At 65.1% G+C, this 23,694-nt stretch carries 23 protein-coding genes and 1 pseudogene; 8 read left to right on the forward strand and 16 right to left on the reverse strand.

The window, feature by feature from the left end; all coding sequences use genetic code 11:
• Positions 1 to 16: 16 nt before the first annotated feature.
• Positions 17 to 1,276, reverse strand: a complete 1,260-nt coding sequence (gene rho, locus SFA35_RS24760; protein ID WP_320573716.1) for a transcription termination factor Rho — start codon at positions 1,274 to 1,276, stop codon at positions 17 to 19.
• A gap of 232 nt (positions 1,277 to 1,508) precedes the next feature.
• On the reverse strand, positions 1,509 to 1,838 hold the full coding sequence (gene trxA, locus SFA35_RS24765) for a thioredoxin TrxA (protein ID WP_320573717.1): 330 nt from the start codon (positions 1,836 to 1,838) through the stop codon (positions 1,509 to 1,511).
• A 396-nt stretch (positions 1,839 to 2,234) separates the two neighbouring features.
• On the opposite strand from trxA, the gene SFA35_RS24770 reads away from it, so the two are divergent.
• From SFA35_RS24770 to ppx, 5 genes are all read left to right on the forward strand, one after another.
• Positions 2,235 to 3,017, forward strand: a complete 783-nt coding sequence (locus SFA35_RS24770; protein ID WP_320579214.1) for a transporter substrate-binding domain-containing protein — start codon at positions 2,235 to 2,237, stop codon at positions 3,015 to 3,017.
• Between the two features lie 29 nt (positions 3,018 to 3,046).
• A complete protein-coding gene (locus tag SFA35_RS24775; RefSeq protein WP_320573719.1) occupies positions 3,047 to 3,712 on the forward strand; it encodes an amino acid ABC transporter permease in 666 nt (221 codons plus the stop codon).
• Positions 3,709 to 4,359, forward strand: coding sequence for an amino acid ABC transporter permease (locus SFA35_RS24780; protein ID WP_320579216.1), 651 nt, complete (start codon positions 3,709 to 3,711; stop codon positions 4,357 to 4,359). The genes SFA35_RS24775 and SFA35_RS24780 overlap by 4 nt, the downstream gene beginning before the upstream one ends.
• On the forward strand, positions 4,346 to 5,077 hold the full coding sequence (locus SFA35_RS24785; RefSeq protein ID WP_320573721.1) for an amino acid ABC transporter ATP-binding protein: 732 nt from the start codon (positions 4,346 to 4,348) through the stop codon (positions 5,075 to 5,077). The genes SFA35_RS24780 and SFA35_RS24785 overlap by 14 nt, the downstream gene beginning before the upstream one ends.
• 83 nt (positions 5,078 to 5,160) lie before the next feature.
• Positions 5,161 to 6,663, forward strand: coding sequence for an exopolyphosphatase (gene ppx / locus SFA35_RS24790; protein WP_320573722.1), 1,503 nt, complete (start codon positions 5,161 to 5,163; stop codon positions 6,661 to 6,663).
• A gap of 75 nt (positions 6,664 to 6,738) precedes the next feature.
• On the opposite strand, the gene ppk1 is transcribed toward ppx, so the two are convergent.
• Together ppk1 and hemB are read right to left on the reverse strand one after the other, a co-directional pair.
• Positions 6,739 to 8,964 (reverse strand): polyphosphate kinase 1, encoded by a 2,226-nt coding sequence (gene ppk1, locus SFA35_RS24795; RefSeq protein WP_320573724.1) that lies wholly within the window; start codon positions 8,962 to 8,964, stop codon positions 6,739 to 6,741.
• A gap of 19 nt (positions 8,965 to 8,983) precedes the next feature.
• Positions 8,984 to 9,994, reverse strand: a complete 1,011-nt coding sequence (gene hemB, locus SFA35_RS24800) for a porphobilinogen synthase (RefSeq protein WP_320573726.1) — start codon at positions 9,992 to 9,994, stop codon at positions 8,984 to 8,986.
• Between the two features lie 205 nt (positions 9,995 to 10,199).
• Between hemB and SFA35_RS24805 the strand changes: the two genes are divergently transcribed.
• Positions 10,200 to 10,796 (forward strand): DedA family protein, encoded by a 597-nt coding sequence (locus SFA35_RS24805; RefSeq protein ID WP_320573729.1) that lies wholly within the window; start codon positions 10,200 to 10,202, stop codon positions 10,794 to 10,796.
• Between the two features lie 98 nt (positions 10,797 to 10,894).
• Here the strand turns inward: SFA35_RS24805 and SFA35_RS24810 are convergent, their stop codons facing one another.
• From SFA35_RS24810 to SFA35_RS24830, 5 genes are all read right to left on the reverse strand, one after another.
• The gene (locus SFA35_RS24810; protein ID WP_320573731.1) at positions 10,895 to 11,350 is read right to left on the reverse strand and encodes a YaiI/YqxD family protein; all 456 of its coding nucleotides are present in this window, start codon (positions 11,348 to 11,350) and stop codon (positions 10,895 to 10,897) included.
• A gap of 38 nt (positions 11,351 to 11,388) precedes the next feature.
• Complete coding sequence (locus SFA35_RS24815) at positions 11,389 to 12,270, reverse strand: LysR family transcriptional regulator (RefSeq protein WP_320573734.1); 882 nt, start codon at positions 12,268 to 12,270, stop codon at positions 11,389 to 11,391.
• A gap of 6 nt (positions 12,271 to 12,276) precedes the next feature.
• Positions 12,277 to 12,987, reverse strand: coding sequence for a cysteine hydrolase family protein (locus tag SFA35_RS24820; RefSeq protein ID WP_320573736.1), 711 nt, complete (start codon positions 12,985 to 12,987; stop codon positions 12,277 to 12,279).
• Between the two features lie 100 nt (positions 12,988 to 13,087).
• A complete protein-coding gene (locus tag SFA35_RS24825) occupies positions 13,088 to 13,720 on the reverse strand; it encodes a LysE family transporter (protein WP_320573739.1) in 633 nt (210 codons plus the stop codon).
• 24 nt (positions 13,721 to 13,744) lie between these two features.
• Positions 13,745 to 15,661, reverse strand: a complete 1,917-nt coding sequence (locus SFA35_RS24830; RefSeq protein ID WP_320573741.1) for an ATP-binding cassette domain-containing protein — start codon at positions 15,659 to 15,661, stop codon at positions 13,745 to 13,747.
• An 85-nt stretch (positions 15,662 to 15,746) separates the two neighbouring features.
• Between SFA35_RS24830 and SFA35_RS24835 the strand changes: the two genes are divergently transcribed.
• A complete protein-coding gene (locus SFA35_RS24835) occupies positions 15,747 to 16,211 on the forward strand; it encodes a TIGR02444 family protein (RefSeq protein WP_320573742.1) in 465 nt (154 codons plus the stop codon).
• Here the strand turns inward: SFA35_RS24835 and SFA35_RS24840 are convergent.
• Positions 16,208 to 17,143 (reverse strand): AlgP family protein, encoded by a 936-nt coding sequence (locus tag SFA35_RS24840; RefSeq protein WP_320573743.1) that lies wholly within the window; start codon positions 17,141 to 17,143, stop codon positions 16,208 to 16,210. The genes SFA35_RS24835 and SFA35_RS24840 overlap by 4 nt on opposite strands.
• Before the next feature lie 194 nt (positions 17,144 to 17,337).
• Between SFA35_RS24840 and SFA35_RS24845 the strand changes: the two genes are divergently transcribed.
• A complete protein-coding gene (locus SFA35_RS24845) occupies positions 17,338 to 18,003 on the forward strand; it encodes an FKBP-type peptidyl-prolyl cis-trans isomerase (protein WP_414058442.1) in 666 nt (221 codons plus the stop codon).
• A gap of 37 nt (positions 18,004 to 18,040) precedes the next feature.
• Here the strand turns inward: SFA35_RS24845 and rsd are convergent, their stop codons facing one another.
• The 6 genes and pseudogenes from rsd to hemC all read right to left on the reverse strand — a co-directional run bounded on the left by rsd (position 18,041) and on the right by hemC (position 23,636).
• Positions 18,041 to 18,517, reverse strand: a complete 477-nt coding sequence (gene rsd, locus SFA35_RS24850; RefSeq protein WP_320573746.1) for a sigma D regulator — start codon at positions 18,515 to 18,517, stop codon at positions 18,041 to 18,043.
• 193 nt (positions 18,518 to 18,710) lie between these two features.
• A complete protein-coding gene (locus SFA35_RS24855; RefSeq protein WP_320573747.1) occupies positions 18,711 to 19,280 on the reverse strand; it encodes a disulfide bond formation protein B in 570 nt (189 codons plus the stop codon).
• Between the two features lie 254 nt (positions 19,281 to 19,534).
• Positions 19,535 to 20,764, reverse strand: a complete 1,230-nt coding sequence (locus tag SFA35_RS24860) for a heme biosynthesis HemY N-terminal domain-containing protein (protein WP_320573749.1) — start codon at positions 20,762 to 20,764, stop codon at positions 19,535 to 19,537.
• Entirely contained in the window at positions 20,761 to 21,915 is a 1,155-nt protein-coding gene (locus tag SFA35_RS24865; RefSeq protein WP_414058565.1) for a uroporphyrinogen-III C-methyltransferase, read from the reverse strand. Before SFA35_RS24865 ends, SFA35_RS24860 begins: the two co-directional genes overlap by 4 nt.
• 123 nt (positions 21,916 to 22,038) lie before the next feature.
• Positions 22,039 to 22,638: pseudogene (locus tag SFA35_RS24870) on the reverse strand (uroporphyrinogen-III synthase); the annotation flags it as partial.
• A gap of 47 nt (positions 22,639 to 22,685) precedes the next feature.
• Positions 22,686 to 23,636 (reverse strand): hydroxymethylbilane synthase, encoded by a 951-nt coding sequence (hemC, locus tag SFA35_RS24875; RefSeq protein WP_320573751.1) that lies wholly within the window; start codon positions 23,634 to 23,636, stop codon positions 22,686 to 22,688.
• Between the last annotated feature and the right edge of the window lie 58 nt (positions 23,637 to 23,694).

Consider the following 23,694-nt stretch of genomic DNA (forward strand, 5'->3'; position numbering starts at 1 on the left):
AGTCAGGAAAACCGACTTACTTGCGTTTCATCGACAGGAAGAACTCGTCGTTGGTCTTGGTCTGCTTGAGCTTGTCGACCAGGAACTCGATGGCGGCCACTTCGTCCATCGGGTGCAGCAGCTTGCGCAGGATCCACATGCGCTGCAGTTCGTCGTCGGCGGTCAGCAGTTCTTCGCGACGGGTGCCCGAACGGTTGATGTTGATGGCCGGGAAGACGCGCTTCTCGGCGATCTTGCGGTCCAGGGGCAATTCCATGTTGCCGGTCCCCTTGAACTCTTCGTAGATCACTTCATCCATCTTCGAGCCGGTTTCAACCAGCGCGGTGGCGATGATGGTCAGCGAACCGCCTTCCTCGATGTTGCGCGCGGCGCCGAAGAAACGCTTGGGCTTCTCCAGGGCGTGGGCGTCGACACCACCGGTCAGCACCTTGCCGGAGCTCGGGATCACGGTGTTGTAGGCACGTGCCAGACGGGTGATCGAGTCGAGCAGGATGACCACGTCCTTCTTGTGCTCGACCAGGCGCTTGGCCTTCTCGATGACCATTTCGGCCACTTGCACGTGACGGGTCGGCGGTTCGTCGAAGGTCGACGCAACCACTTCGCCGCGCACGGTACGCTGCATCTCGGTCACTTCTTCCGGGCGCTCGTCGATCAGCAGAACGATCAGGTGGCACTCGGGGTTGTTACGCGTGATATTGGCGGCGATGTTCTGCAGCATGATGGTCTTGCCCGCTTTCGGCGGGGCGACGATCAGGCCGCGCTGGCCCTTGCCGATCGGCGCGCAGAGGTCGATGACCCGACCGGTCAGGTCTTCGGTGGAACCGTTGCCGGCTTCCATCTTCATGCGCTCGTTGGGGAACAGCGGCGTCAGGTTTTCGAACAGGATCTTGTTCTTCGCGTTCTCGGGACGGTCGAAGTTGATCGTGTCGACTTTCAGCAGGGCGAAATAACGCTCGCCTTCCTTTGGCGGCCGAATCTTGCCGACGATGGTATCGCCGGTGCGCAGGTTGAAGCGGCGGATCTGGCTCGGCGAGACGTAGATGTCGTCGGGGCCGGCGAGGTACGAGGCATCAGCCGAACGCAGGAAGCCGAAGCCGTCCTGGAGAATCTCCAGCACGCCATCACCGGAGATTTCCTCGCCGCTTTTGGCGTGCTTTTTCAACAGGGAGAAAATCACATCTTGCTTGCGCGAACGGGCCATATTTTCTATGCCCATCTGTTCGGCCATTTCGAGCAGATCGGTAATCGGCTTTTGCTTGAGTTCAGTCAGATTCATAGGGGAATGACGTAATCGTGTATGGAGGGGAGAAATTAAGCTTTGGGCTTAATGAGGCCGCGCCGCAGAGAAGGCGACAGGATCGCGTACTTGTTCGAGTAGGAGTGCGTCGGCGACGGCTTGCAGGGGGCACTGGAGAAACAAGCGCGAGGCCGAATGTACCACCTCGATTTCCGGGAGTCTAGTCATGCCCCCAGAAAAAACCCCGCAAGGTGCGGGGTTTTGTAACAGCTTAAATATTGGCGTCGAGGAACGCCTGCAGCTGCGATTTCGACAGGGCGCCGACCTTGGTCGCCTCGACGTTGCCGTTCTTGAACAGCATCAGCGTAGGGATACCACGCACGCCATGCTTGGCCGGGGTTTCCTGGTTCTCGTCGATGTTCAGCTTGGCGATGGTGAGTTTGCCATCGTAGTGGCTGGCCAGGTCGTCCAATACCGGGGCGATCATCTTGCAGGGGCCGCACCACTCAGCCCAGTAGTCAACGAGCACAGGGCCGCTAGCCTTCAGTACATCCTGCTCGAAGCTGGCGTCGCTAACGTGCTTGATAAGATCGTTGCTCATGGAGGGTCTCCGTTTGGAATCTGGAAAAAACTGCACACATCATAGCTGGCTGCGCCATGTACAGGAAGCCAGCCTTGATTGACTGTCACTATAGACGTTGGTGATTTTACTTATGTTCCATTTAATGGGTGGCCCCGGCTGCCGGCGCACCGATACGAGGCGTACGCACGGGTTTGGCGCGGCCACATGCGCCGCAATCGATCAGCTGCCGATACCGTGGCGCGCGCCTCGAAGGGTAGGTGCAGGCCAGGGCCGCTCCCGTGTTGATTGCAGTAGGTACTTCGGGCGTGCGAGGGGGCGCAGCCACCCAGAGGCCGCAGGCCAGTTTGGCATGGGCCGTGCAATAGCCCGGTGCACCGGGGTCGACCACGACCCGCCCCACTGGAGAATGTCATGATGACCCGCCGCCTCGCCCTGCTCGCCGGCCTGCTCGCCAGCCTGCTGCTCAGCCAAGCCCCTGCTCACGCCGATGGCCTGGCCGACATCGTCAGCCGGGGCACGCTGAAGGTCGCGGTACCCCAGGACTTCCCGCCCTTCGGCTCGATCGGCCCGGACATGCAGCCTCGCGGCCTGGACATCGACACCGCGCGGCTGATCGCCGACCAGCTGCAGGTCAAGCTGCAGCTGACCCCGGTCAATAGCACCAACCGCATTCCATTCCTCACCACCGGCAAGGTCGACCTGGTGATCTCCAGCCTGGGCAAGAACCCCGAACGCGAACAGGTCATCGACTTTTCCCGCGCCTACGCGCCCTTCTACCTGGCGGTTTTCGGTCCGCCCGAGGCGCCGATTGCAGCGCTCGACGACCTCAAAGGCAAGACCATCAGCGTCACCCGTGGCGCCATCGAGGACATCGAGCTGAGCAAGGTCGCCCCCGCCGACGCCACCATCAAGCGCTTCGAGGACAACAACTCGACCATCGCGGCCTACCTGGCCGGGCAGGTCGACCTGATCGCCAGCGGCAACGTGGTCATGGTGGCCATCGCGCAGAAGAACCCCAAGCGGTTGCCGGCGCTCAAGGTCAAGCTCAAGGATTCGCCGGTGTACGTGGGGGTGAACAAGAACGAGCCGCAGCTGCTGGCCAAGGTCAACGAGATACTGGAGCAGGCCAAGGCCGACGGTCGCCTGGAAAAGAATTCGCAAACCTGGCTCAAGCAACCACTGCCGGCTGACCTGTGACCTCTCACCTCTGACCCGGCGGACACGACATGGCCTACCACTTCGACTTCCACCCGGTCTTGCAGAACGCCGACCTGTTGCTGCGCGGCGCGCTGTTCACCCTGGAGCTGACAGCCATCGGCGCCGTGCTCGGGGTCGGCCTGGGCATCATCGGCGCGGGGGTACGGGCCTGGAAGATCCAGCCGTTCTCGGCAATTTTCGGCGTCTACGTCGAACTGATCCGCAACACGCCGTTTCTCGTGCAGCTGTTCTTCATCTTCTTCGGCCTGCCGTCGCTGGGCATCCAGATCAGCGAATGGACTGCGGCGGTACTGGCCATGGTAATCAACCTCGGCGCCTACTCCACCGAGATCATCCGCGCCGGCGTGCAGGCCATCCCCCGGGGGCAGCTGGAAGCCTCTGCGGCGCTGGCCATGAGCCGCTTCGAAGCGTTCCGCCACGTGGTGCTGCTGCCCGCGCTGGGCAAGGTGTGGCCTGCCCTGACCAGCCAGATCATCATCGTCATGCTTGGCTCGGCGGTGTGCTCGCAAATCGCCACCCAGGAGCTGAGCTTCTACGCCAACTTCATCCAGTCGCGCAATTTCCGCTCGTTCGAAACCTACCTGCTGACCACCGTGATCTACCTGGTAATGGCCATGGCCATCCGCGTACTGCTCAACTGGGTGGGCCGGCGCTTCGTGATGAGGAACCGCTGATGGATTTCACCCTGTGGGACATCGTGCGCAACCTGCTCACTGGCTTGCAGTGGACGGCCGCGCTGTCGCTGGTGGCCTTTATCGGCGGGGGCGTGATCGGCCTGCTGGTCATGCTCATGCGGATCTCCGAAAAGGCCCTGCCACGCAACCTGGCGCGCACCTACATCGACCTGTTCCAGGGCACGCCACTGCTCATGCAACTGTTTCTGGTGTTCTTCGGCGTCTCGCTGCTGGGCGGCGATATTTCGCCCTGGGCGGCGGCTGCGCTGGCCCTGACCCTGTTCACCAGCGCCTACCTGGCGGAGATCTGGCGCGGTTGCGTCGAGTCGATCAACCGGGGCCAATGGGAGGCCTCGGCCAGCCTGGCCCTGACCCCGTACGAGCAATTGCGCCACGTGATTCTGCCGCAGGCGCTGCGCATCGCCGTGGCGCCCACCGTGGGTTTTTCGGTGCAGGTGGTCAAGGGCACGGCGGTGACCTCGATCATCGGCTTCACCGAGCTGACCAAGACCGGCGGCATGCTCGCCAACGCCACCTTCGAGCCCTTCATGGTCTATGGCCTGGTGGCGCTGGGTTACTTCGCCCTGTGCTACCCGCTGTCGCTGGGCGCCCGTTATCTGGAAAGGAAACTGCATGCCTCTGCTTAGAATCTCCGCACTGCACAAATACTACGGCGACCACCATGTGCTGCAGGGCATCGACCTGAGCATCGAAGAAGGCCAGGTGGTGGCGATCATCGGGCGCAGCGGCTCGGGCAAGAGCACGCTGCTGCGCACCCTCAACGGCCTGGAGTCGATCAACGACGGGGTCATCGAGGTCGACGGCGAATACCTCGACTCGGCCCGCGCCGACCTGCGCAGCCTGCGCCAGAAGGTCGGCATGGTGTTCCAGCAATTCAACCTGTTCCCGCACCTGACAGTCGGTGAGAACGTCATGCTCGCGCCGCAGGTGGTGCAGAAAATCTCCAGGGCCGAAGCGGCCGAGCGCGCCCGCCTGATGCTCGCCAAGGTCGGCCTCGGGGAAAAATTCGATGCCTTCCCCGACAAGCTTTCCGGCGGCCAGCAGCAGCGCGTGGCCATCGCCCGCGCCCTGGCCATGCAGCCGCGAGTACTGCTGTGCGACGAAATCACCTCCGCGCTGGACCCGGAACTGGTCAACGAAGTGCTTGGCGTGGTGCGCCAGCTGGCCGAAGAAGGCATGACCCTGATCATGGTCACTCACGAGATGCGCTTTGCCCGTGAAGTCGGCGACAAGCTGGTGTTCATGCACCAGGGCAAGGTGCACGAGAGCGGTGATCCCAAGGTGCTTTTCGCCCACCCGCAGACCGCCGAACTGGCCAACTTCATCGGCCTGCAGCCGGCGTAACGCGCCGCCGGTTTCAGCCGCGCGTTGGCGGCGCGGTGGGATCGTGGCACGATGTTGCGGTTAACGACCGAGATCCTCTGATCATGCCCGACCTCAAAGCCAAGAATCTTTCCCTGATCGCCGCCATCGACCTGGGCTCGAACAGCTTCCACATGGTGGTAGCCAAGGCCCATGTCGGCGAAATCCGCATCCTCGAGCGCCAGGGCGAGAAGGTTCAACTGGCTGCCGGCATCGACGAAGAGCGCCGGCTCAGCGAAGAGTCGATGCAGCGCGGGCTCGACTGCCTCAAGCGCTTCGCCCAGCTGATCAACGGCCTGCCCCTGGGCGCCGTGCGCATCGTCGGTACCAATGCCCTGCGTGAAGCGCGCAACCGTGGCGAATTCATCCGCCGGGCGGAGGAAATTCTCGGCCACCCGGTGGAGGTGATCTCCGGCCGTGAAGAAGCGCGCCTCATCTATCTGGGCGTCTCGCACACCCTGCCCGACGACCCGGGCAAGCGCCTGGTGGCCGACATTGGCGGCGGCAGCACCGAATTCATCATCGGCCAGCGCTTCGAGCCGATGCTGCGCGAAAGCCTGCAGATGGGCTGCGTCAGCTTCACCCAGCGTTATTTCCGCGACGGCAAGATCACCCCGGCCCGCTACGCCCAGGCCTACACCGCCGCGCGCCTGGAAATCATGAGCATCGAGAACGCCCTGCATCGTCTGGGCTGGGACCAGGCGATCGGCTCGTCCGGGACCATCCGCGCCATCGGCCTGGCGCTCAAGGCCAATGGCCAGGGTAACGGCGAGGTCAACGCCGAAGGCCTTGGCTGGCTCAAGCGCAAGCTGTTCAAGCTGGGCGACGTCGACAAGATCGACTTCGAGGGCATCAAGCCTGATCGGCGCTCGATCTTCCCCGCCGGGCTGGCCATCCTCGAAGCCATCTTCGACGCCATGGACCTGCAGCGCATGGACCACTGCGAGGGCGCACTGCGCGAAGGCGTACTGTTCGACCTGCTGGGCCGCCATCACCACGAAGACGTGCGCGAGCGCACCCTCAGCTCGCTGATGGAGCGCTACCACGTCGACATGGACCAGGCCGCCCGCGTGGAGCGCAAGGCCCTGCACGCCTTCGACCAGGTGGTGCACGCCTGGGACCTGGACGACGGCGTGTGGCGCGAGCTGTTGCGCTGGGCAGCCAAGGTCCACGAAATCGGCCTGGACATCGCCCACTATCACTACCACAAGCATGGCGCCTACCTGATCGAGCACTCGGACCTGGCCGGCTTTTCCCGCGAAGACCAGCAGATGCTGGCGCTGCTGGTGCGTGGCCACCGGCGCAACATTCCCCGGGACAAGTTCGCCGAGTTCGGCGAAGACGGCACCAAGTTGATCCGCCTGTGCGTGCTGCTGCGCTTCGCCATCCTGTTCCACCACATCCGCGGCACGCAGCAGATGCCGGAAGTGACCCTGCATGCCGACGAAGACAGCCTCGACGTGCAGTTCCCGGCTGGCTGGCTGGAAGACAATCAACTGACCCAGGCCGATTTCGCCCAGGAAGCCGAGTGGCTGACGCGGGTGGGGTTCAGTTTGACGGTGCGGTAATGGACGGGCTGAACAGCTTGGGGGCTTTGCCCCCTCCCACGTTGGATGTGGGAGGGGGCAAAGCCCCCGAGCTGTTCAGCGCACCGGCAGGATCGGGTTGCTCAGCCGCTCCAGCAAGGTGTCCTGCGCGCTGCGCGCATTCTGGTTGCCGGTCGGTGTGCTGCGGATGTAGCGACCGTCGGACTGCAGCAGCCACGAATGGGTGTTATCGGTCAGGTAGCACTCGAGCTCCTTCTTCACCCGCATGATCAGCTTCTTGCCTTCCACCGGGAAGCAGGTCTCGACGCGCTTGTCGAGGTTGCGCTCCATCCAGTCGGCGCTGGAAAGGAACATCTGCTCCTCACCGCCGTTGAGGAAGTAGAACACCCGGGTGTGCTCGAGGAAGCGGCCAATGATCGAGCGCACGTGGATGTTGTGCGAGACCCCGGCGATGCCCGGGCGCAGGCAGCACATGCCGCGCACCACCAGGTCGATGCGCACGCCCGACTGGCTGGCCTTGTACAACGCGCGGATGATCTTCGCATCGGTCAGTGAGTTGAACTTGGCGATGATGTGCGCCGGCTTGCCGTCGAGGGCGAACTGGGTCTCGCGGGCAATCATGTCGAGCATGCCCTTCTTCAGGGTGAACGGCGCATGCAAAAGCTTTTTCATGCGCAGCGTCTTGCCCATGCCGATCAGTTGGCTGAACAACTTGCCGACGTCTTCGCACAGCGCGTCGTCGGAGGTCAGCAGGCTGTAGTCGGTGTACAGCTTGGCGTTGCCGGCGTGATAGTTACCGGTGCCCAGGTGCGCATAGCGCTGAATCTCCGGCCCTTCTCGGCGCAGGATCAGCATCATCTTGGCGTGGGTCTTGAAGCCGACCACGCCGTAGATCACCACCGCACCAGCGGCCTGCAGGCGGCTGGCCAACTGCAGGTTGGACTCCTCGTCAAAGCGCGCGCGCAGCTCGATCACCGCAGTGACTTCCTTGCCGTTGCGCGCGGCATCCACCAGGGCATCGACGATTTCCGAATTGGCGCCGCTGCGGTACAGGGTCTGGCGCACCGCCAGCACATGGGGGTCCTTTGCCGCCTGGCGCAGCAGGTCGACCACCGGGGTGAACGACTCGAAGGGGTGCAGCAGGAGGATGTCCTGCTTGCTGATGACGTTGAAGATGTTTTCGCTGTTCTGCAGCAGCTTGGGGATCTGCGGCGTGAACGGGCGATACTGCAGCGGCCGCTGGCTTTCCAGGCCGGTGATGCTGAACAGCCGCGTCAGGTTGACCGGGCCATTGACCTGATACAGCTCGCTCTCGGCCAGGTTGAACTGCTTGAGCAGGTAGTCCGACAGGTGCTTGGGGCAGGTGTCGGCGACTTCCAGGCGCACGGCATCGCCGTAGCGCCGCGAGAACAGCTCGCCGCGCAAGGCGCGGGCGAGGTCTTCGACGTCTTCGGAGTCCAGCGCCAGGTCGGCGTTGCGGGTCAGGCGGAACTGGTAGCAGCCCTTGACCTTCATGCCCTGGAACAGGTCGTCGGCATGCGCGTGAATCATCGACGACAGGAACACGTAGTTGTCGCCCGGCCCACCGACTTCTTCCGGCACCTTGATCACCCGCGGCAGCAGACGCGGCGCCGGGATGATCGCCAGGCCCGAGTCGCGGCCAAAGGCGTCGATGCCCTCGAGCTCGACGATGAAGTTCAGGCTCTTGTTCACCAGCAACGGGAACGGGTGGGTCGGGTCCAGGCCGATCGGGGTGATGATCGGCGCGATCTCGTCGCGGAAATAGCGGCGCACCCAGGTCTTGAGCTTGACCGTCCAGTGGCGCCGGCGGATGAAGCGCACATGGTGCTTCTCCAGCTCCGGCAGCAGGATGTCGTTGAGGATCGCGTACTGGCGGTCGACATGGCCGTGCACCAGCTCGCTGATGCGCGCCAGCGCCTGGTGCGGCTGCAGGCCGTCGGCGCCGGCCTGTTCACGGGCGAAGGTGATCTGCTTCTTCAGGCCCGCCACGCGGATCTCGAAGAACTCGTCGAGGTTGCTGGAGAAGATCAGCAGGAACTTCAGCCTTTCGAGCAACGGATAGGACTCATCCAGCGCCTGTTCGAGCACGCGGATATTGAACTGCAGCTGCGACAGCTCGCGGTGGATGTACAGGCTGCTGTCGTCCAGCCCCGGCACCACCGGCGCCGGGTGCGGCACGCTGGCGCTGGCCTCGGCCACCGGCTCTGGCGCGGGGTGCGCGTCCGGCGGCGTCTCGATCACCTGCTCCAGCAGCGGCTGGGCTTCCTTCACTGCGGTTTCACTGAGTCCTTCGTTGTTCATCTGGCGTTCCTGGAGGGCGCTACTGCCCTCGTAGCAATTGTGCGGCGCGAATGGCGAAATACGTCAGGATGCCGTCGGCTCCTGCCCGTTTGAAAGCTGTCAGCGATTCAAGGATGACCGCCTCGCCCAGCCAGCCGTTATCGATCGCGGCCCTGTGCATGGCGTACTCGCCACTGACCTGATAGACAAAGGTCGGCACCTTGAATTCGTTTTTCACCCGATAAAGGATGTCGAGATACGGCATGCCTGGCTTGACCATGACCATATCGGCGCCCTCGACCAGGTCCGCGGCCACCTCGTGCAGGGCCTCGTCGCCGTTGGCCGGGTCCATCTGGTACGAGGCCTTGTCCGCCTTGCCCAGGTTCGACGCCGAGCCCACAGCGTCACGGAACGGCCCGTAGTAGGCGCTGGCGTACTTGGCCGAGTAGGCCATGATGCGCACGTTGACGTGGCCGGCCAGTTCCAGTGCCTCGCGAATCGCCTGGATGCGCCCGTCCATCATGTCCGACGGCGCGACCACCTGGGCCCCGGCCTCGGCGTGGGAAAGCGCCTGCTTGACCAGCGCATCGACGGTGATGTCGTTCTGCACGTAACCCTGCTCGTCGATGATGCCGTCCTGGCCGTGGGTGGTGAACGGATCCAGAGCCACATCGGTAATGACGCCCAGTTGCGGGAAACGGTCACGCAGTGCACGGGTGGCGCGCTGGGCGATGCCCTGGGGGTTCCACGCCTCGGCCGCGTCCAGCGACTTCAGCGCTGCCGGCGTCACCGGGAACAGCGCCAGGGCGGGGATGCCCAGTTCCACCCAGTGCTCGGCTTCCTGCAGCAGCAGGTCGATGCTCAGGCGCTCCACGCCGGGCATCGAGGCCACCGCCTCGCGACGGTTTTCACCGTCCAGCACGAACACCGGGAGGATCAGATCATCGACCGTAAGAATATTTTCACGTACCAGTCGGCGGGAAAATTCGTCACGGCGGTTGCGCCGCAGGCGAGTGGCGGGGAACAGGCGCTGGGCGGGGGTGAAGCTCATGGTGGACTCCATGGCCCGTCGAACGGGCGAGTTTGGCAGTTATAAACAGCCATTATGACGCTTTGATGACGCTCTGAAGTACACCGCGACTGCAGGTCGCAACCATTGTCACGGCAACAATTGTTAACGTCGAGACACATTTGGACACTTTCCTGAACGAGCCCGAAGGGTTAGGCTGCGCGTTCATTTCGCCAGCATCCATAAAATGCTCCAACAATTCCTGCAAGAATTCGGCTACCTGGCCCTTTTTCTCGGTACGTTCTTTGAAGGCGAGACCATTTTGGTCCTTGCTGGATTTCTCGCGTTCCGTGGGTACATGGACATCAACCTGGTCGTCGTGGTCGCCTTCTTCGGCAGCTACGCGGGCGACCAGCTCTGGTATTTCCTGGGTCGCAAGCAAGGCCGCAAGCTGCTGGCACGCAAACCGCGCTGGCAGCTGATGGGCGATCGCGCGCTGGAGCACATCCGCAAGCACCCGGACATCTGGGTGTTGAGCTTCCGCTTTGTCTACGGCCTGCGCACGGTGATGCCGGTGGCCATCGGCCTGTCCGGCTACCCGCCGCGCCGCTACCTGCTGCTCAACGGCCTGGGCGCAGCGGTATGGGCCGCCGCGCTGGGCTTCGCCGCCTATCGTTTCGGCTCGGTGCTTGAAGCCCTGCTGGGCAACGTCAAGAAGTACGAGCTGTGGGTGCTCGGCGGGTTGCTGGTAGTCGGCGTGGGCCTGTGGCTGTGGCGCCGGGTGCGCAGCGCGCGCCTGGAGCGGGAAATGGCGGCCAAGGCCGAGCAAAAACGCATGCCCTGAGGTTCGCCTTCACGATGTACTAGGGCACCCACCGGCCGCCCGCGCGGCCGCTGGTGGCCATCTTGGACATTCAGACCGGCCCCCTCCTTCCTCTGCCTTCAATCCTGACGCATCAACCGGGTCAGAATCCGGTCCAGGCTGTTGGCAAAGGCCTGCTTGTCCTTGTCGCCATAGGCCGCCGGGCCACCGCCGGCCTGGCCTTGTTCGCGCAGGTCGGTGAAGAGGTTGCGCACCGCCAGGCGCTCGCCCATGTTTCTCTCGTCGAATTCGCGCCCACGTGGGTCGAGCACGGCCACGCCCTTCCTGACCAGGCGATCAGCCAGGGGCACGTCGCTGCAGATCACCAGCTCGCCCGGCAGCGCGTGTTCCACCAGGTAATCGTCGGCGGCATCGGGGCCGCTGGGCACCACAATCAGCTTGACCATGGCATATGGCGGCCGGGCAACCGGCTGGCCGGCCACCAGGCACACCGCAAAACCGCGCTTTAGAGCGAACTTGACGACCTGGTCGCGGGCCGGACGCGGGCAGGCGTCGGCGTCGATCCACACTTGCATGAAGATTCCCGTAGCGGATGCCCTGAAGGCTGAGCCGCTCAGTCTGCGTAGTGGTGCGCCATGAAGTCAATGAACGCGCGCGCCTGGGCAGGCAGATGGCGCGTCTGCGAGTAGAGCGCGTAATAGTGCCGCTCGCCCAGCGAGCAGTCCGGCAGGATCCGCACCAGCCGGCCAGCCTGCAGGTCGGCGGCGACGGTGGTGTGGGTGAAGGCGGCGATCCCGCTGCCGGCCAACGCGGCAGCATAGAGGACCGTGATGGTGTCGCTGCGCAAACCAGCGCCGAGCTTGACCGGGTGCAGCTTCCCGTCGCGATCGCGCAGCGGCCAGCTACCGCTGGTCGCGAAGCTCAGCAACTCGTGGCCGGCAAGCTCCAGCGGGATGCGCGGCAAGCCACGGCGCTGAACGTAGGCAGCGGAAGCTACCAGCACCATCTCGCTGCGGGTCAACAGACGCGCCTTTAGGCCGCTGTCCACCAGCGGCTCGCTGATGCGCAGGGCGACATCGAAACTCTCGGCCACCACGTCGACGAAACGGTCGTCACTGCTCAGGTACAGCTGGACTTCGGGAAACGCCTGGCGCCAAGCCGGCAACCAGTTGCCCAGCTCCAGCGTACCGATGCTCAGCGGCACGCTGACCCGCAGCGGGCCGCGCACCTGGCTGGCAGCACTTTGCAAGGCCTGGGAAGCCCCGTCGAGCCGCTCGAGCACCTCCACGCAGACCTGGTAATACTGCTCACCGGCTGCGGTCAGGCTCAAGCGGCGGGTGTTGCGCTGCACCAGCTGCACCGCCAGCAGCGCCTCGAGCTGCTGCAACTGCCGCGACACCGTGGAATGGTTGGTCTCCAGGCGCTGCGCCGCCGCGGTGAAGCCGCCGGCCTCGACAATGCAACGGAACGCGCGCATGGCGTTGAGCTGGTTCATGGCACCTCAGCGCACCGGCAGTTTGAGGATGTCATCGGTGGCGAGCACGTCACCAAAGGTGTCTTCGATTTCCGCCAGCGCCGTCTGGTGCAGGGCCTGGCTGTCCACCGCCTGGCCGTTGAACCGGGTGATCGAGCGCGTCGCGGAGGCGTCCGAGGCGACTACCACTTTGTAACCCAGCGGAACCGCATCCCGCGCCGCGCCGGCCACGCAGGCGTGGGTCATCAGGCCGGAGATCAACAGCGTGTCGATGCCGGCCGCCTTCAGGCGCTGATCCAGGTCGGTGCCGGCGAAGGCACTGACGTTGCTTTTTTGCATCACCACATCCTGGGTCCGTGGCTGCATCTTCGGATGAAACTCTACCCCTTTGCCGCCCAGGGCGAACACCGGCGAACCGGCGGGCGCCACGTGCTGGAAATGATAGACCGGCATGGCCGCCTGATCGGCGAATTCGATCAGCCGCTGGGTGTTGGCCAGTGCGGCGTCACCGTCCGGGATGGGCATGCGGCCGCTGAAATATTCATTCTGGAAGTCGATCACCAGCAACGCGGTCTTGCCGGCCGCGAGGTGATCGATGGGCTGGGCGCCGACCATGGCACGGATGGTCGGCTGTGGGTTGTTCGGGGTCGCTGCCTGGGCTGCGGCGCTGAATGCCAGGCCAAGGGCGGCGCACAGACCGAACAGGCGGCGCGAGGGTTGTTGGCTGAGTATCGACATGCTGGACTTCCTGCTGTTAGGGAGCCGAAAGTCTATGGGGCGCTGCCGGCGTAGCCTATGGGACAGGCCCGACAACACTTGTGCAGCCACTGCACAGATCTCAGGCCCCGGCGGGGCGCAACATGGCCAGAAAAGTCGCGGCGGCGGCGAACAGGCCGGCGAAGGTGCGGTTCATGCGCCGTTGCTGGCGCGGCGTGCGCAGCAGACGCAGCACCCGCGAGGCCAGCCCGGTGTAGCCGGCCATCACCAACAGGTCGACGCAGACCATGGTCACGCTGATGGTCAGGTACTGCGCCACCAACGGCGCATGCGGGTCGATGAACTGTGGCAGGACCGCGAGCATGAATACCAGGGCCTTGGGATTGCTGATGTTGACCAGGAAACCGCGAAACACCAGGGTCAATGGCTTGCCCAGCGGGCGCACGCCGGCTTCGTCCTGCAAATCGGCCGGGGCGGCGCGCCACTGCCTGACCGCCAGATACAGCAGGTAGAGCACCCCGAACCACTTGATGCAGGTAAAGGCGGTGGCCGAGGCAGCGAGCACCGCGCCCAGGCCGGCGGCGATGATGAATATCTGCAGGACTAGCCCCAGCTGCAGCCCCAGGGCATTCCAATAGCCGCGCCAGAAGCCGTATTGCAGGCCGCAGGACATCGAGGCGATGGCCCCCGCCCCGGGAGACAGGCTGATCACCCAGCACGCCGCGAAAAATGCTAACCAGGTGTGCAGTGCCATGGGGTGATCTCCTGTGGGAATGGCTCAGGACAGCGCTTCGAGCTGCGCCTGCATGGTTTCGAGGGTTTCAAGGGCGAGCATCCAGGCTTCTTCCAGCTCGCCTTCACGGACCTTCAGGCGCGCCTGCTGGGCCAGCGCTTCGCGCAGCTCGTCCTTGCGCGTGGCTTCGTAGATACCGCTGTCGCCAAGGGTAGCCTCGATTTTTGCCAGCTGCTCGTGCAGCTTGCCCAGTTCGGCCTCCAGCTTGTCGGCCTCGCGCTTGTGCGGCGCCAACTGCTGGCGCAGCGCGGCTGCCTGCTGACGCTGGGCCTTCTTGTCGGTCTTGTCGAGGTTGACCGGGACGCTGCCGGCCACGGCCTGGGCCTGGCGCTGGCGGTACTCGACCAGCCAGCGGGCGTAGTCGTCGAGGTCGCCATCGAAGGTCTCGATCTTGCCGTCAGCTACCAGCAGGAAGTCATCGGTGGTGCTCTTGAGCAGATGACGGTCGTGGGAGACCACCAGCACGGCGCCGCTGAATTCCTGCAGGGCCATGGTCAGCGCCAGGCGCATTTCCAGGTCCAGGTGGTTGGTCGGTTCGTCGAGCAGCAGCAGGTTGGGCCGCTCCCAGGCGATCAAGGCCAGGGCCAGGCGGGCTTTTTCGCCGCCGGAGAAGTTCAGCACCGGCTCGTCGGTGCGCGGGCCGCGGAAGTCGAAACCGCCGAGGAAGTCGCGCAGGGTCTGCTCGCGTTCGGTAGGCGCCAGGCGCTGCAGGTGCAGCAGCGGGCTGGCCTTGCTGTCCAGCGAGTCGAGCTGGTGCTGGGCGAAGTAGCCGACCACCAGGTTCTCGCCGCGCACCAGCCGGCCCGACAGCGGCGACAGCTCGCCGGCGAGGTTCTTGATCAGGGTCGACTTGCCAGCGCCGTTGGGGCCAAGCAGGCCGATGCGCGCGCCCGGGGTCAGTTGCAGCTTGACCTTGTCGAGGATCACCGTCTCGCCGTAGCCCAGGCGGGCCTCGGACAGGTCGAGCAGCGGGCTGGAGATTTTCTGCGACTCGCGAAAGACGAAATCGAATGGCGAATCAACGTGCGCCGCCGACAGCTCCTCCATGCGCTCCAGGGCCTTGATGCGGCTCTGGGCCTGGCGAGCCTTGGTCGCCTGCGCCTTGAAGCGGGCAATGTACTTCTCCATGTGCTCGCGCTGCGCCTGCTGCTTCTCGTAGGCCTGTTGCTGCTGCGCCAGGCGCTCGGCACGGGCGCGCTCGAAGGCGCTGTAACCGCCCCGGTAGAGGGTCAGCTTGCACTGTTCAACGTGGGCGACATGGTCGACCACCGCGTCGAGGAAATCGCGGTCGTGGGAAATCAGCAGCAGCGTGCCGGCATAGCCCTTGAGCCAGTCTTCCAGCCAGAGGATGGCGTCCAGATCAAGGTGGTTGGTCGGCTCGTCGAGCAGCAGCAGGTCCGAGGGGCACATCAGCGCCTGCGCCAGGTTCAGGCGCATGCGCCAACCACCGGAGAAGTCGCCGACCTGGCGGTCCATCTGCTCGTTGCTGAAACCCAGCCCGGCCAGCAGCTTGCGCGCGCGGGCGTCAGCGGTGTAGCCGTCGGCGTTGTCCAGCTCCGCGTGCAGGCGGGCCAAGGCGGTGCCGTCATGGGCCGCCTCGGCAGCCGCCAGCTCACGCTGGATCTGGCGCAGGCGCACGTCGCCGTCGAGCACGTAGTCGACGGCGATGCGTTCGAGCGTCTCGATTTCCTGGCGCATATGGGCAATGCGCCAGTCGGCAGGCAGCAGGCAGTCGCCGGAATCCGGCGCAAGCTGACCCAGCAGCAGGGCGAACAGCGAGGATTTGCCGGCGCCGTTGGCACCGATCAAACCGGCTTTCTGGCCGGCGTGCAGGGTCAGCTCGGCGTCTTCTAGCAAACGCTGCGGGCCACGCTGTAAAGTCAGGTTCTGGAGTCGGATCATAATGGCGCGGGAGTCTACCAGTTCTGCGCCGAACTTTCGCGCGCCGCACACGGCGCCGCTCACCTATCCCTAGCGGGGAAGCAGCATGCACGCGGACCTCTGGAGCTTTGCCCTGGACCTGTACGCCCGACCGGGCGTCGAAGCCGCCAGCCTGGAATTGCAGCAGGCGGGCGCTGACGTCTGCGTGTTGATCAGCGCAGCCTGGCTGGGCCAGCGCGGCGTGCCCTGGCGCCGCGAGTACCTGGGGCGCCTGCAACTGCTGGCCGACCCCTGGCAGACCGACGTGGTCAGCCCGCTGCGCCATCTGCGCCAGCAATGGCGCGCGGCGGCGCAAACCAACGATGAACTGGCGGCCCTGCGCGAACAGGTCAAGGCACTGGAGCTGGAAGCCGAACGGCAGTTGCTGGTGCGCCTGCAAGGCCTGGCGATCGGCTGGCCACCAGAGGCTGCCAGGGATCTAGAGCTATGGCTGGAACAGGCGGTACCGGCCGAGGCGAGAAGCAATCGCGGCGCGCTGCAAGCGCTGCACGCCGCGATAGTGGCGGGTTAGGCCGAGGGGTTCGACGAGGACGGGCTGTCAGGTGCCGCCGCAGGCGAAGCTGCAGGGGCCGGCGTCGCTGCAGCGGCCTGAGTGCTGGCGCTGCTGGCACCTGGCGCAGTGGCGGTCGGCTTGGCGGCCGGCTTGCGCGCGGCGGGCTTGGCGGCAGGCGCCTTGCTGGCGGCGACCTTGGTGGCCGCGGGCTTGGTGGCTGCGGGCTTGGCAGCGGCAGGTTTGGTAGCGGCAGGTTTGGCTGCGGCTGGCGCCTTGCTGATGGCTGGCTTGGCGGCCGCTGATTTGGCGGCAGCTGGCGCCTTGGCAGCGGGCTTGGCAGTGGCTTTGCTGGCAGCGACCTTGGCTGCCGCAGGCTTGGCTGTAGCGGCAGGCTTGGCGGCAGCTTTGACCGGTGCCTTGCGCGCGGTAGCGGGTTTGGTCGTGGCGGCCGGGGTAGCCGAGGTGCTGGCGGCAGCGGGCTTGGTAGCAGCGGGCTTGGCGCGGGCGGCGGCGACCGGCTTGGCGGCAGGAGCTGGCTTGGCCTTGGCGGCGCGCAACTCCAGGGTCTTGGCCACGGCAGCTTGCACCTTGCCGACCCCCTGGGCCAGTTTCAGGCTTTCCTGGGCATCGCGCTTGAGTTCGACGATATAGCTGCGGGTTTCGGACTGGCGCTCTTTCAGGGCATCGAGCAACTGCTCGAGTTCGCCGACGCTGTCCCTGGCCTTGTTCTGCGCCTTGGCTTTGCCGGCGCTGGCGGCGTCCTGCAATTTGGTACGCGACTTGTGCAGTTTCTCCTGAGCCTTGCCACGCTGCTTTTCCAGCTTGGCGAGCAGTTTCTCAGCATCAGCCAAGGCCTGGGTGCAGGCATTTTCCAGATGTTCGAGCAGGCTGCCCGAAAGCTGTTGGAGCAAGTGCAACGGCGTATTTACGGGCTTCTTGGTAGCCGACATGTGTACCTCCTGGCTGACGTGATAACGGCTCATACTAGACTGCTGTCCAGCGAGCCGCTAGGGCCTATTGACAGCATTCGGAGCCTGCCGTTGCAGGGCCGTGCGCACATTGCAAGGCGCCAGAGCTGCCCGTGACGGACACGCATTGCCCGGCGGCTGGCATAATGAGCCTCAGCTGCCAGAGAGAGAGCCCCATGTTGCGCATGTATCTGCTGCCCCTGTCGCTGCTCGCCATCCCCGCCCTGGCCGCCGACCCGGCACCGCCTGCCTCCCCCCACGACCTGGCCTACAGTGTCGGAGCGAGCCTGGGTGAACGCTTGCATCAGGAGATCCCCGACCTGCAGCTGCAGGCCTTGATCGAGGGCCTGCAGCAGGCCTACGAAGGCAAACCGCTCGCCCTCAGCGCTGAACGTATCGAACAGATACTCAACGAGCACGATGCGCAGATGGAGCAGAAACAGCCCGCCTCGCCAGTGGATGCCGCGCTGGCGGCCGAGCAGAAGCTGCTGGCTGAAGAACAGGCCAGACCTGGGGTACGCGTGCTGGACCAAGGGGTACTGGTGACCGAGCTGACGCCCGGCTCCGGGGCCCGGCCAGCCGCCGATGGCAAGGTGCAGGTGCGCTACGTCGGCCGCCTGGCCGACGGCACCGTATTCGACCAGAACCAGCAACCGCAGTGGTTCAGCCTGGGCAGTGTGATTACCGGTTGGCGTATCGCGCTACAGCAGATGCCGGCGGGAGCCAAGTGGCGCGTGGTGATCCCCTCGGCACTGGCGTATGGCGCGGACGGCGCAGGCGACCTGATCGCCCCCAACACGCCATTGATTTTCGAGATCGAATTGTTGGCCGTGGCCAACTGAGGAGGCCGGCCGGACAGCTGCCGGCCAGGCCCGGCAATCAGGCTTCGGCAGCCTCGACCAGAGCCTTGTGCGAGGTGTGCAGGACTTCGATCAGGCAGTCTTCCAGCTCGAAGCGCTCGTGCAACAGGCCACCGAGCTTTTTCAGTTCGCTCGCCAGCTTCGGCGCATCGGAACAGTCGCCTTTGTCGCAGTGATCGTTGAACGCGAGGGAGAACTCGGTGATGACCTTGATGCGCGGGTGGATCTGATCGGCCAGTTCCAGGCCGCGCTCGTCACCGAAGGCCTTGGCTTCGTTGGTCAGCTGTTCGTAGACCTCGAAGTGCCCCGCCGACACATAGTCGACCAGGATTTCGCAGAATTTTTGCAGATCCGCGCGTGTGTCCGCGCGGCCTTCAGAGGTTTTACCCAACTCGTCGAAGGCACGGATCAACTCGCTGCGTTCCTGCAACCAGCGATCGATCAGCAGGTGCACCCCACCCCAGCGTTCCTGAGCATTCTGACAACTTTCCAGCATGGTATTTTCTTCCCTTTTGGGGTCATGTCGCCGCTCAACCGACCGCTGTCGGAGAACAAGAATTCAGGACCATCCAGGCCGTGATAATGGCCCGTTCAATGTATCCGTGCAGGGAGATTATGCCCGCACGGCAGCGCCATCAAGGTACGCAGGAGACAAAGTTCATACAAGTGTTTAATCGCTGGGCCCACATTTACAGGCCCACGGCTCTAGGCCGGCGCCGGTGGATCAGTTGCAGGGCGCAGAACAGCAACATCGCCACGAACACCAGCAGGCTCCACTCCGGCCAGGTGAGGTCCAGCAGGCTCCAGTTCACCCGCGCGCACTGGGCATCGCCGAGCCACAGCGAGCGCAGGCTGCCGGCCACCGGCTCCAAGCTCCCCAGGCACTGCAGGTCGCTGCGGCACAGGCTATCCGGGGCCAGGCTGCGGCCCTGCAGCCACAACTGTCGGACTGCCGCGAGGCCGCCAGCCAGGGCCGTACACAGCGCCAGCGCGGCATAGATGCGCGAGCCGACCCGGCCTGCGCCATGGGCCGCTGCCACCAGGCAAACCATGGCAAACGCTGCAATGAAAAAACGCTGCACTTGATACAAGGAGCAGGGATAAAGGGCTACGGAAAACTGTAGATACAAGGTCGCGCAAAACACCCCGCTGGATACCAGAAAAGCCAGAAAAAACAATGAGCGCGAACGAGCCGGAAGCATGGCGAATCCAGAACGGTAGATACAAGCGGTAACGTTAGTGGAAAGCCTGCAACGCATTCAAGGCGGTATTACTCGGATTTGTCTGCAAATCCTGTAGGAAACTTCTTTCATTGAAAGAGAAATGGAGAAGCCCGAGGTAGGAAAATCGGGACGCGGGGTGTGGGAAACCCTCGACAGCGCCCGACTGGACGTCTCAGCCGTCAAAGATCACTCCGGTTTCACGGCCTCTCGGGGGCTTTGCCCCCTCCCATCGACGGGCCGCCGCGCACGCATCCGCAAGCGGACCCTCCCGCAAGCTTTCAGCCTCGATATCAAGCCGGCAACGGCAACGCCAGCAGGCGCTCGTCCAGCAGGCCGAGGCCTTCCTGGAACAGCTGATTGCTGCGCTCGGTCTCGCCCAGTTGGGCCAGCAGGCGCGCCAGTTCGGCACAGGCTTCCGGGTTGCGTTGCAGGCGCAGGCTCGCTTCCAGGTAATCGCGCGCCTTGCCCCACAGGCGGTTTTGCAGACACAGGCGGCCGAGGGTCAGCAGCAGCCCCGGGTCATTGGGATGGTCCTTGAGCCAGCCCTCGGCAGCCTGCAACTGACGGCTCGAGTCCTCACCGCGGACCAGCCCGTACAGGCGCGCTAGGTGGCTGTCGTACTGGCGCTTGAGCGAGGTGCGCAGCACGGCCTCGGCTTCCACCGACGCCCCCAGCTGGCGCAGCTGCTCGGCATACGCCAATACCAGCGGTGGCTCCTGGCGCTGGGCCGAGCTGAGTTCCTGCCAGGCCTGGTCGAGGGCGGCCCGGCCCGTGCTGCCGGCGGCTTCACCCTGAGCCACCAGGGTGAGATTCTCGCCCCAGGCGCGGCGCTCCAGCTCCGCCAGCTCGGCGGCAGGCAGCGCCTTGTCCTTGCGCAGCTGCGGCAGCAGGCGCACCACCGCCGACCAGTCACCGCGCTGCTGATGCAGGCGCTGCAACTGGCGCAGCACCTGAACGTTGTGCGGATGACGCTCGTGCATCACTTGCAGAGTCTGCAGCGCGCCAGCTTCATCACCGCGGTCGACTTGCAGCTGGGCGTGGCTGAGGGCGATGGCCAACTCGGCCGCCGGCTGGCGCTGCAAGGCTCGCTCAAGCAGGTTGTCGCATTCCTCATGCTTGCCCTGCTCGTTGGCCGCCCGAGCCGCGCCGAGGTAATAAAGCAAAGGTGCCCGCTCGGCTTCGGCCGCTCGTTGCAAATGTCGTTGTGCGCTGGCCCAGCGGCCCTCGGCGAGGTCCAGCTGGCCCTGCTCGATGGCGTTCTGCACGCGCCGGCTGCGGTTTCGCCGGGACCAGGGGTTGACCACCCCGGACGAAGTCAGCAGCAGCCCCAGCAACAGCCAGGCGATCACCAGCACGACGATGATGGCCGCCAGCGCAGCGAGGGTCGACCACAGCCCCGACTCGTAGCGGAACACATGGGGGTAATCGATCAGCACATAGCCCGGATGCTTGGCAATCGCCAGCCCCAGCCCGAGCGCCACCACCACGGCCAGGAACAGCAGCGCGTAGGCTTTCTTCATGGTGTCTGACCCTCGTCCTTGGCCTTGCCGGCCTCATCCGCAGCCACCGGCTGACGGCGTTCGAGATAGGCCTGGACCGCGCCCAGGCTGGTGCTCAGATCCGGGGTCACCACCGATACCGGACGCCCCTTGAGGTCGTCGATGCTGGCGAGCAGGGCCTGGCTCTGGGTGTTGTCGGCGTTGAAGCTGCCCTTGAGGATACTGCGCGCCTGCTCCAGCGATTGCGTATAGACCTTGGCTTCACCATTGAGCGCAGCCCATTGCGCCTGTTCCAGCGACAGGCTCAGCGCCAGGCGTACCTGGTTCAGGCCCTGGCCAGCCAGCAGCGGGCGCAGGTTGTCGTCCGGACGAAAATCGACGCGGAAATAGCTGGAGATCTTGTCCCACCAGACGCGCCAGCGGCTCTGCTCGCCGGCGGCCAATGAACGCTGGGCCTCGCCTTGGGTCTGGAATTCCGGTGCCAGGGCGGTCAGTTGCGCGGCCTGCTCGCGCAGCGCGGCCAGTTGCAGGTACAAGCCGGTGCGATCCGGTTGCTGGATGCTGTGCAGTGCTGCCAGGCTCTTGGCCAACTGCTCGCGGGCGGCGAAGGCGCCGGGGTCGTCCTGGTCGCGCAGGATCTCGTCGGCGCCCTGCACCAGCGAGGTCGCACTGCTCACATCCTGCAACGCTGCCAGCCGCAGGCTGCCCAGGCGCAGCAGGTGTTCGGCCTCGGCCAGGCGCCAGTCCTTGCGGCTGGCGCCCAACACGGTTTCCAGGCGCTGACTCAGGCGTTGCTGGTCGCCCTGCAACTGCGCCACCAGCCGGCGACGCTCTTCGAGCTCATCGGCGGCCGGCAGTTGCGACAGCCGAGCGTTCAGCTGTTCTTCACCCTGCCCCAGAGAACGAGCCTGCAGGCGCAATTCCTGCAACTGCCCGGCCTGCTGCTCGTGGCCCGCCATCAGGCTGCGGACCTGCCACACCCCCCAACCGGCGGCGCCGACACCGGCCACCGCCAGCAACAGCGCCAGCAACGCCAGGCCGCTGGCGCCACGTCCTGAGCCCGCACGAGGTGGCTGTGCGGGCGTTCCGGGGCCGAGGTTGGCGCCCGGTGACTTCAGGCTTTCCTTTGGCTCTTTGGGTGGCAGCTCTTTAGGCAATACTGTCTCGCTCACGTATCCATCCTTTGCATAAGGGGTGGGCACCGGGTTGTCGCGCAATGCCGTCAACAGGGCTGCGGCGTTCACGCCGCGATATTCCACGATATTCTGCGCACCGGCCGCGCGGGCCTGTTCGGCCACGCGCCGACTCGGTACGAACAAGGTCAGTTGCGCCAGCGCCGGCCACTGCGCCCCGGCCAGCTGGCACAGGTGCGCGAAACCCTGCCCACTGCTGACCACCAGCGCGTTCAAGCGTTCCGCCTGGACCAGGGCGGCCAGCCAGCCCGGAGCATACCCAGGCAGCCGGCGCCGGTACAGTTGCAGGTAGTCGACTGTGACCCCCGCGCCGCGCAGGGTGTCGGCCAGGGTTTCGCGGCCGCCTTCGCCGCGCACGATCAGCACCCGCGCGCCAGCGGCCTGGGTCGCTGCCTGCAGCGCCGGCAGGGCCAGCAACGCTTCGCTGTCATCACCCTGCGCAGCCCAATTCGGGGTCACGCCGCGCTGCTCCAGCAGGCTGCCGGTGGCGGCGCCGACGGTGAACCAGGCCGGGCCCTGGGGCAACTCGGCCAGCTGCGCCAGCAGCAGCCTGGCGGCCGGCTTGCTGACCACAATGACTGCATGATAACTGGCCAGCTGCTGCAGTGGCGCCAGCTGTTCGAGGCTCAAGCTCAGCGGTTCGATTTCCAGCAGCGGCAGGCAACTGGCGTGTATACCCGACTCGCCGAGCTCGGCGGCCATGGCCGCGCAGTCTTCGGCCGGCCGGGTGAGCAGCAGCCGCCAGGCCGTCACTCGTCGCCCGCCGCGCCCGACTCGCCGTAGACCTGGGCCAGGATCGCACCGGCGCCCTGGCTCAGCAATCGCTCGGCCACCGCCTCGCCGAGCGCTTCGGGTGAGTGCCGCGGGCCGCGTTGCTCGGCCTCCAGCAGCAGGCCGCCGGTGGTTTGCCCGACCAGGCCGCGCAGCCACAGCTGCTCGCCTTCCAGCACGGCATAGCTGGCGATCGGTACCTGGCAGCCGCCATTGAGGTGCTTGTTCATCGCGCGCTCGGCGCGCACCCGCACGTCGGTGTCGGCATGATGCAGCGGCGCCAGCAAGGCGTGGATGTCCAGGTCGGCGGTGCGGCACTCCACGCCCACTGCGCCCTGGCCACCGGCCGGCAAGCTGTGTTCGATGGAAAGGTTGGCGGTGATGCGCTGCTCGAAGCCCAGGCGAATCAAACCAGCGGCGGCGAGGATGATCGCGTCGTATTCGCCAGCATCGAGCTTGGCCAGGCGGGTGTTGACGTTGCCGCGCAGGAAGCGGATCTGCAGGTCAGGACGGCGTGCGAGCAATTGTGTCTGGCGGCGCAGGCTCGAGGTGCCGACCACGCTGCCGGTGGGCAGGGCTTCGAGACTTGCATAAGTATTGGAGACGAAGGCATCGCGCGGGTCTTCGCGCTCGCAGATGCAGTACAGGCCCAGGCCCGCCGGGAAATCCATTGGCACGTCCTTCATGGAGTGCACCGCGATATCGGCCTGGTTTTCCAGCAATGCGGTTTCCAGCTCCTTGACGAACAGGCCCTTGCCGCCAATTTTCGACAGTGGCGAATCCAGCAGCTTGTCGCCGCGGCTGACCATGGGCACCAGGCTGACCTCAAGGCCAGGGTGGGCCTGTTCAAGGCGCTGCTTGACGTGCTCGGCCTGCCAGAGGGCCAGGGCGCTCTTGCGCGTGGCGATGCGGATTTCGCGAATTGACATGGATCGACCCGGACAAGGTAAAGACCGAATCATACCCGCAGGGACGTTCCAGCGGAAC

Source organism: Pseudomonas sp. HR96 (assembly GCF_034059295.1).
GTDB lineage: Bacteria > Pseudomonadota > Gammaproteobacteria > Pseudomonadales > Pseudomonadaceae > Aquipseudomonas.

Coding starts and splice junctions, on each gene's coding strand:
- SFA35_RS24835 (WP_320573742.1), top strand. CDS start 15,747: ATGCACGCGGACCTCTGGAGCTTTGCCCTGGACCTGTACGCCCGACCG.
- SFA35_RS24785 (WP_320573721.1), top strand. CDS start 4,346: ATGCCTCTGCTTAGAATCTCCGCACTGCACAAATACTACGGCGACCAC.
- SFA35_RS24840 (WP_320573743.1), bottom strand. CDS start 17,143: ATGTCGGCTACCAAGAAGCCCGTAAATACGCCGTTGCACTTGCTCCAA.
- SFA35_RS24830 (WP_320573741.1), bottom strand. CDS start 15,661: ATGATCCGACTCCAGAACCTGACTTTACAGCGTGGCCCGCAGCGTTTG.
- SFA35_RS24820 (WP_320573736.1), bottom strand. CDS start 12,987: ATGTCGATACTCAGCCAACAACCCTCGCGCCGCCTGTTCGGTCTGTGC.
- SFA35_RS24845 (WP_414058442.1), top strand. CDS start 17,338: ATGTTGCGCATGTATCTGCTGCCCCTGTCGCTGCTCGCCATCCCCGCC.
- hemC (WP_320573751.1), bottom strand. CDS start 23,636: ATGTCAATTCGCGAAATCCGCATCGCCACGCGCAAGAGCGCCCTGGCC.
- SFA35_RS24775 (WP_320573719.1), top strand. CDS start 3,047: ATGGCCTACCACTTCGACTTCCACCCGGTCTTGCAGAACGCCGACCTG.
- SFA35_RS24815 (WP_320573734.1), bottom strand. CDS start 12,270: ATGAACCAGCTCAACGCCATGCGCGCGTTCCGTTGCATTGTCGAGGCC.
- hemB (WP_320573726.1), bottom strand. CDS start 9,994: ATGAGCTTCACCCCCGCCCAGCGCCTGTTCCCCGCCACTCGCCTGCGG.
- SFA35_RS24805 (WP_320573729.1), top strand. CDS start 10,200: ATGCTCCAACAATTCCTGCAAGAATTCGGCTACCTGGCCCTTTTTCTC.
- ppx (WP_320573722.1), top strand. CDS start 5,161: ATGCCCGACCTCAAAGCCAAGAATCTTTCCCTGATCGCCGCCATCGAC.
- SFA35_RS24810 (WP_320573731.1), bottom strand. CDS start 11,350: ATGCAAGTGTGGATCGACGCCGACGCCTGCCCGCGTCCGGCCCGCGAC.
- SFA35_RS24825 (WP_320573739.1), bottom strand. CDS start 13,720: ATGGCACTGCACACCTGGTTAGCATTTTTCGCGGCGTGCTGGGTGATC.
- trxA (WP_320573717.1), bottom strand. CDS start 1,838: ATGAGCAACGATCTTATCAAGCACGTTAGCGACGCCAGCTTCGAGCAG.
- ppk1 (WP_320573724.1), bottom strand. CDS start 8,964: ATGAACAACGAAGGACTCAGTGAAACCGCAGTGAAGGAAGCCCAGCCG.
- SFA35_RS24770 (WP_320579214.1), top strand. CDS start 2,235: ATGACCCGCCGCCTCGCCCTGCTCGCCGGCCTGCTCGCCAGCCTGCTG.
- rho (WP_320573716.1), bottom strand. CDS start 1,276: ATGAATCTGACTGAACTCAAGCAAAAGCCGATTACCGATCTGCTCGAA.
- SFA35_RS24860 (WP_320573749.1), bottom strand. CDS start 20,764: ATGAAGAAAGCCTACGCGCTGCTGTTCCTGGCCGTGGTGGTGGCGCTC.
- rsd (WP_320573746.1), bottom strand. CDS start 18,517: ATGCTGGAAAGTTGTCAGAATGCTCAGGAACGCTGGGGTGGGGTGCAC.
- SFA35_RS24855 (WP_320573747.1), bottom strand. CDS start 19,280: ATGCGTTGCAGGCTTTCCACTAACGTTACCGCTTGTATCTACCGTTCT.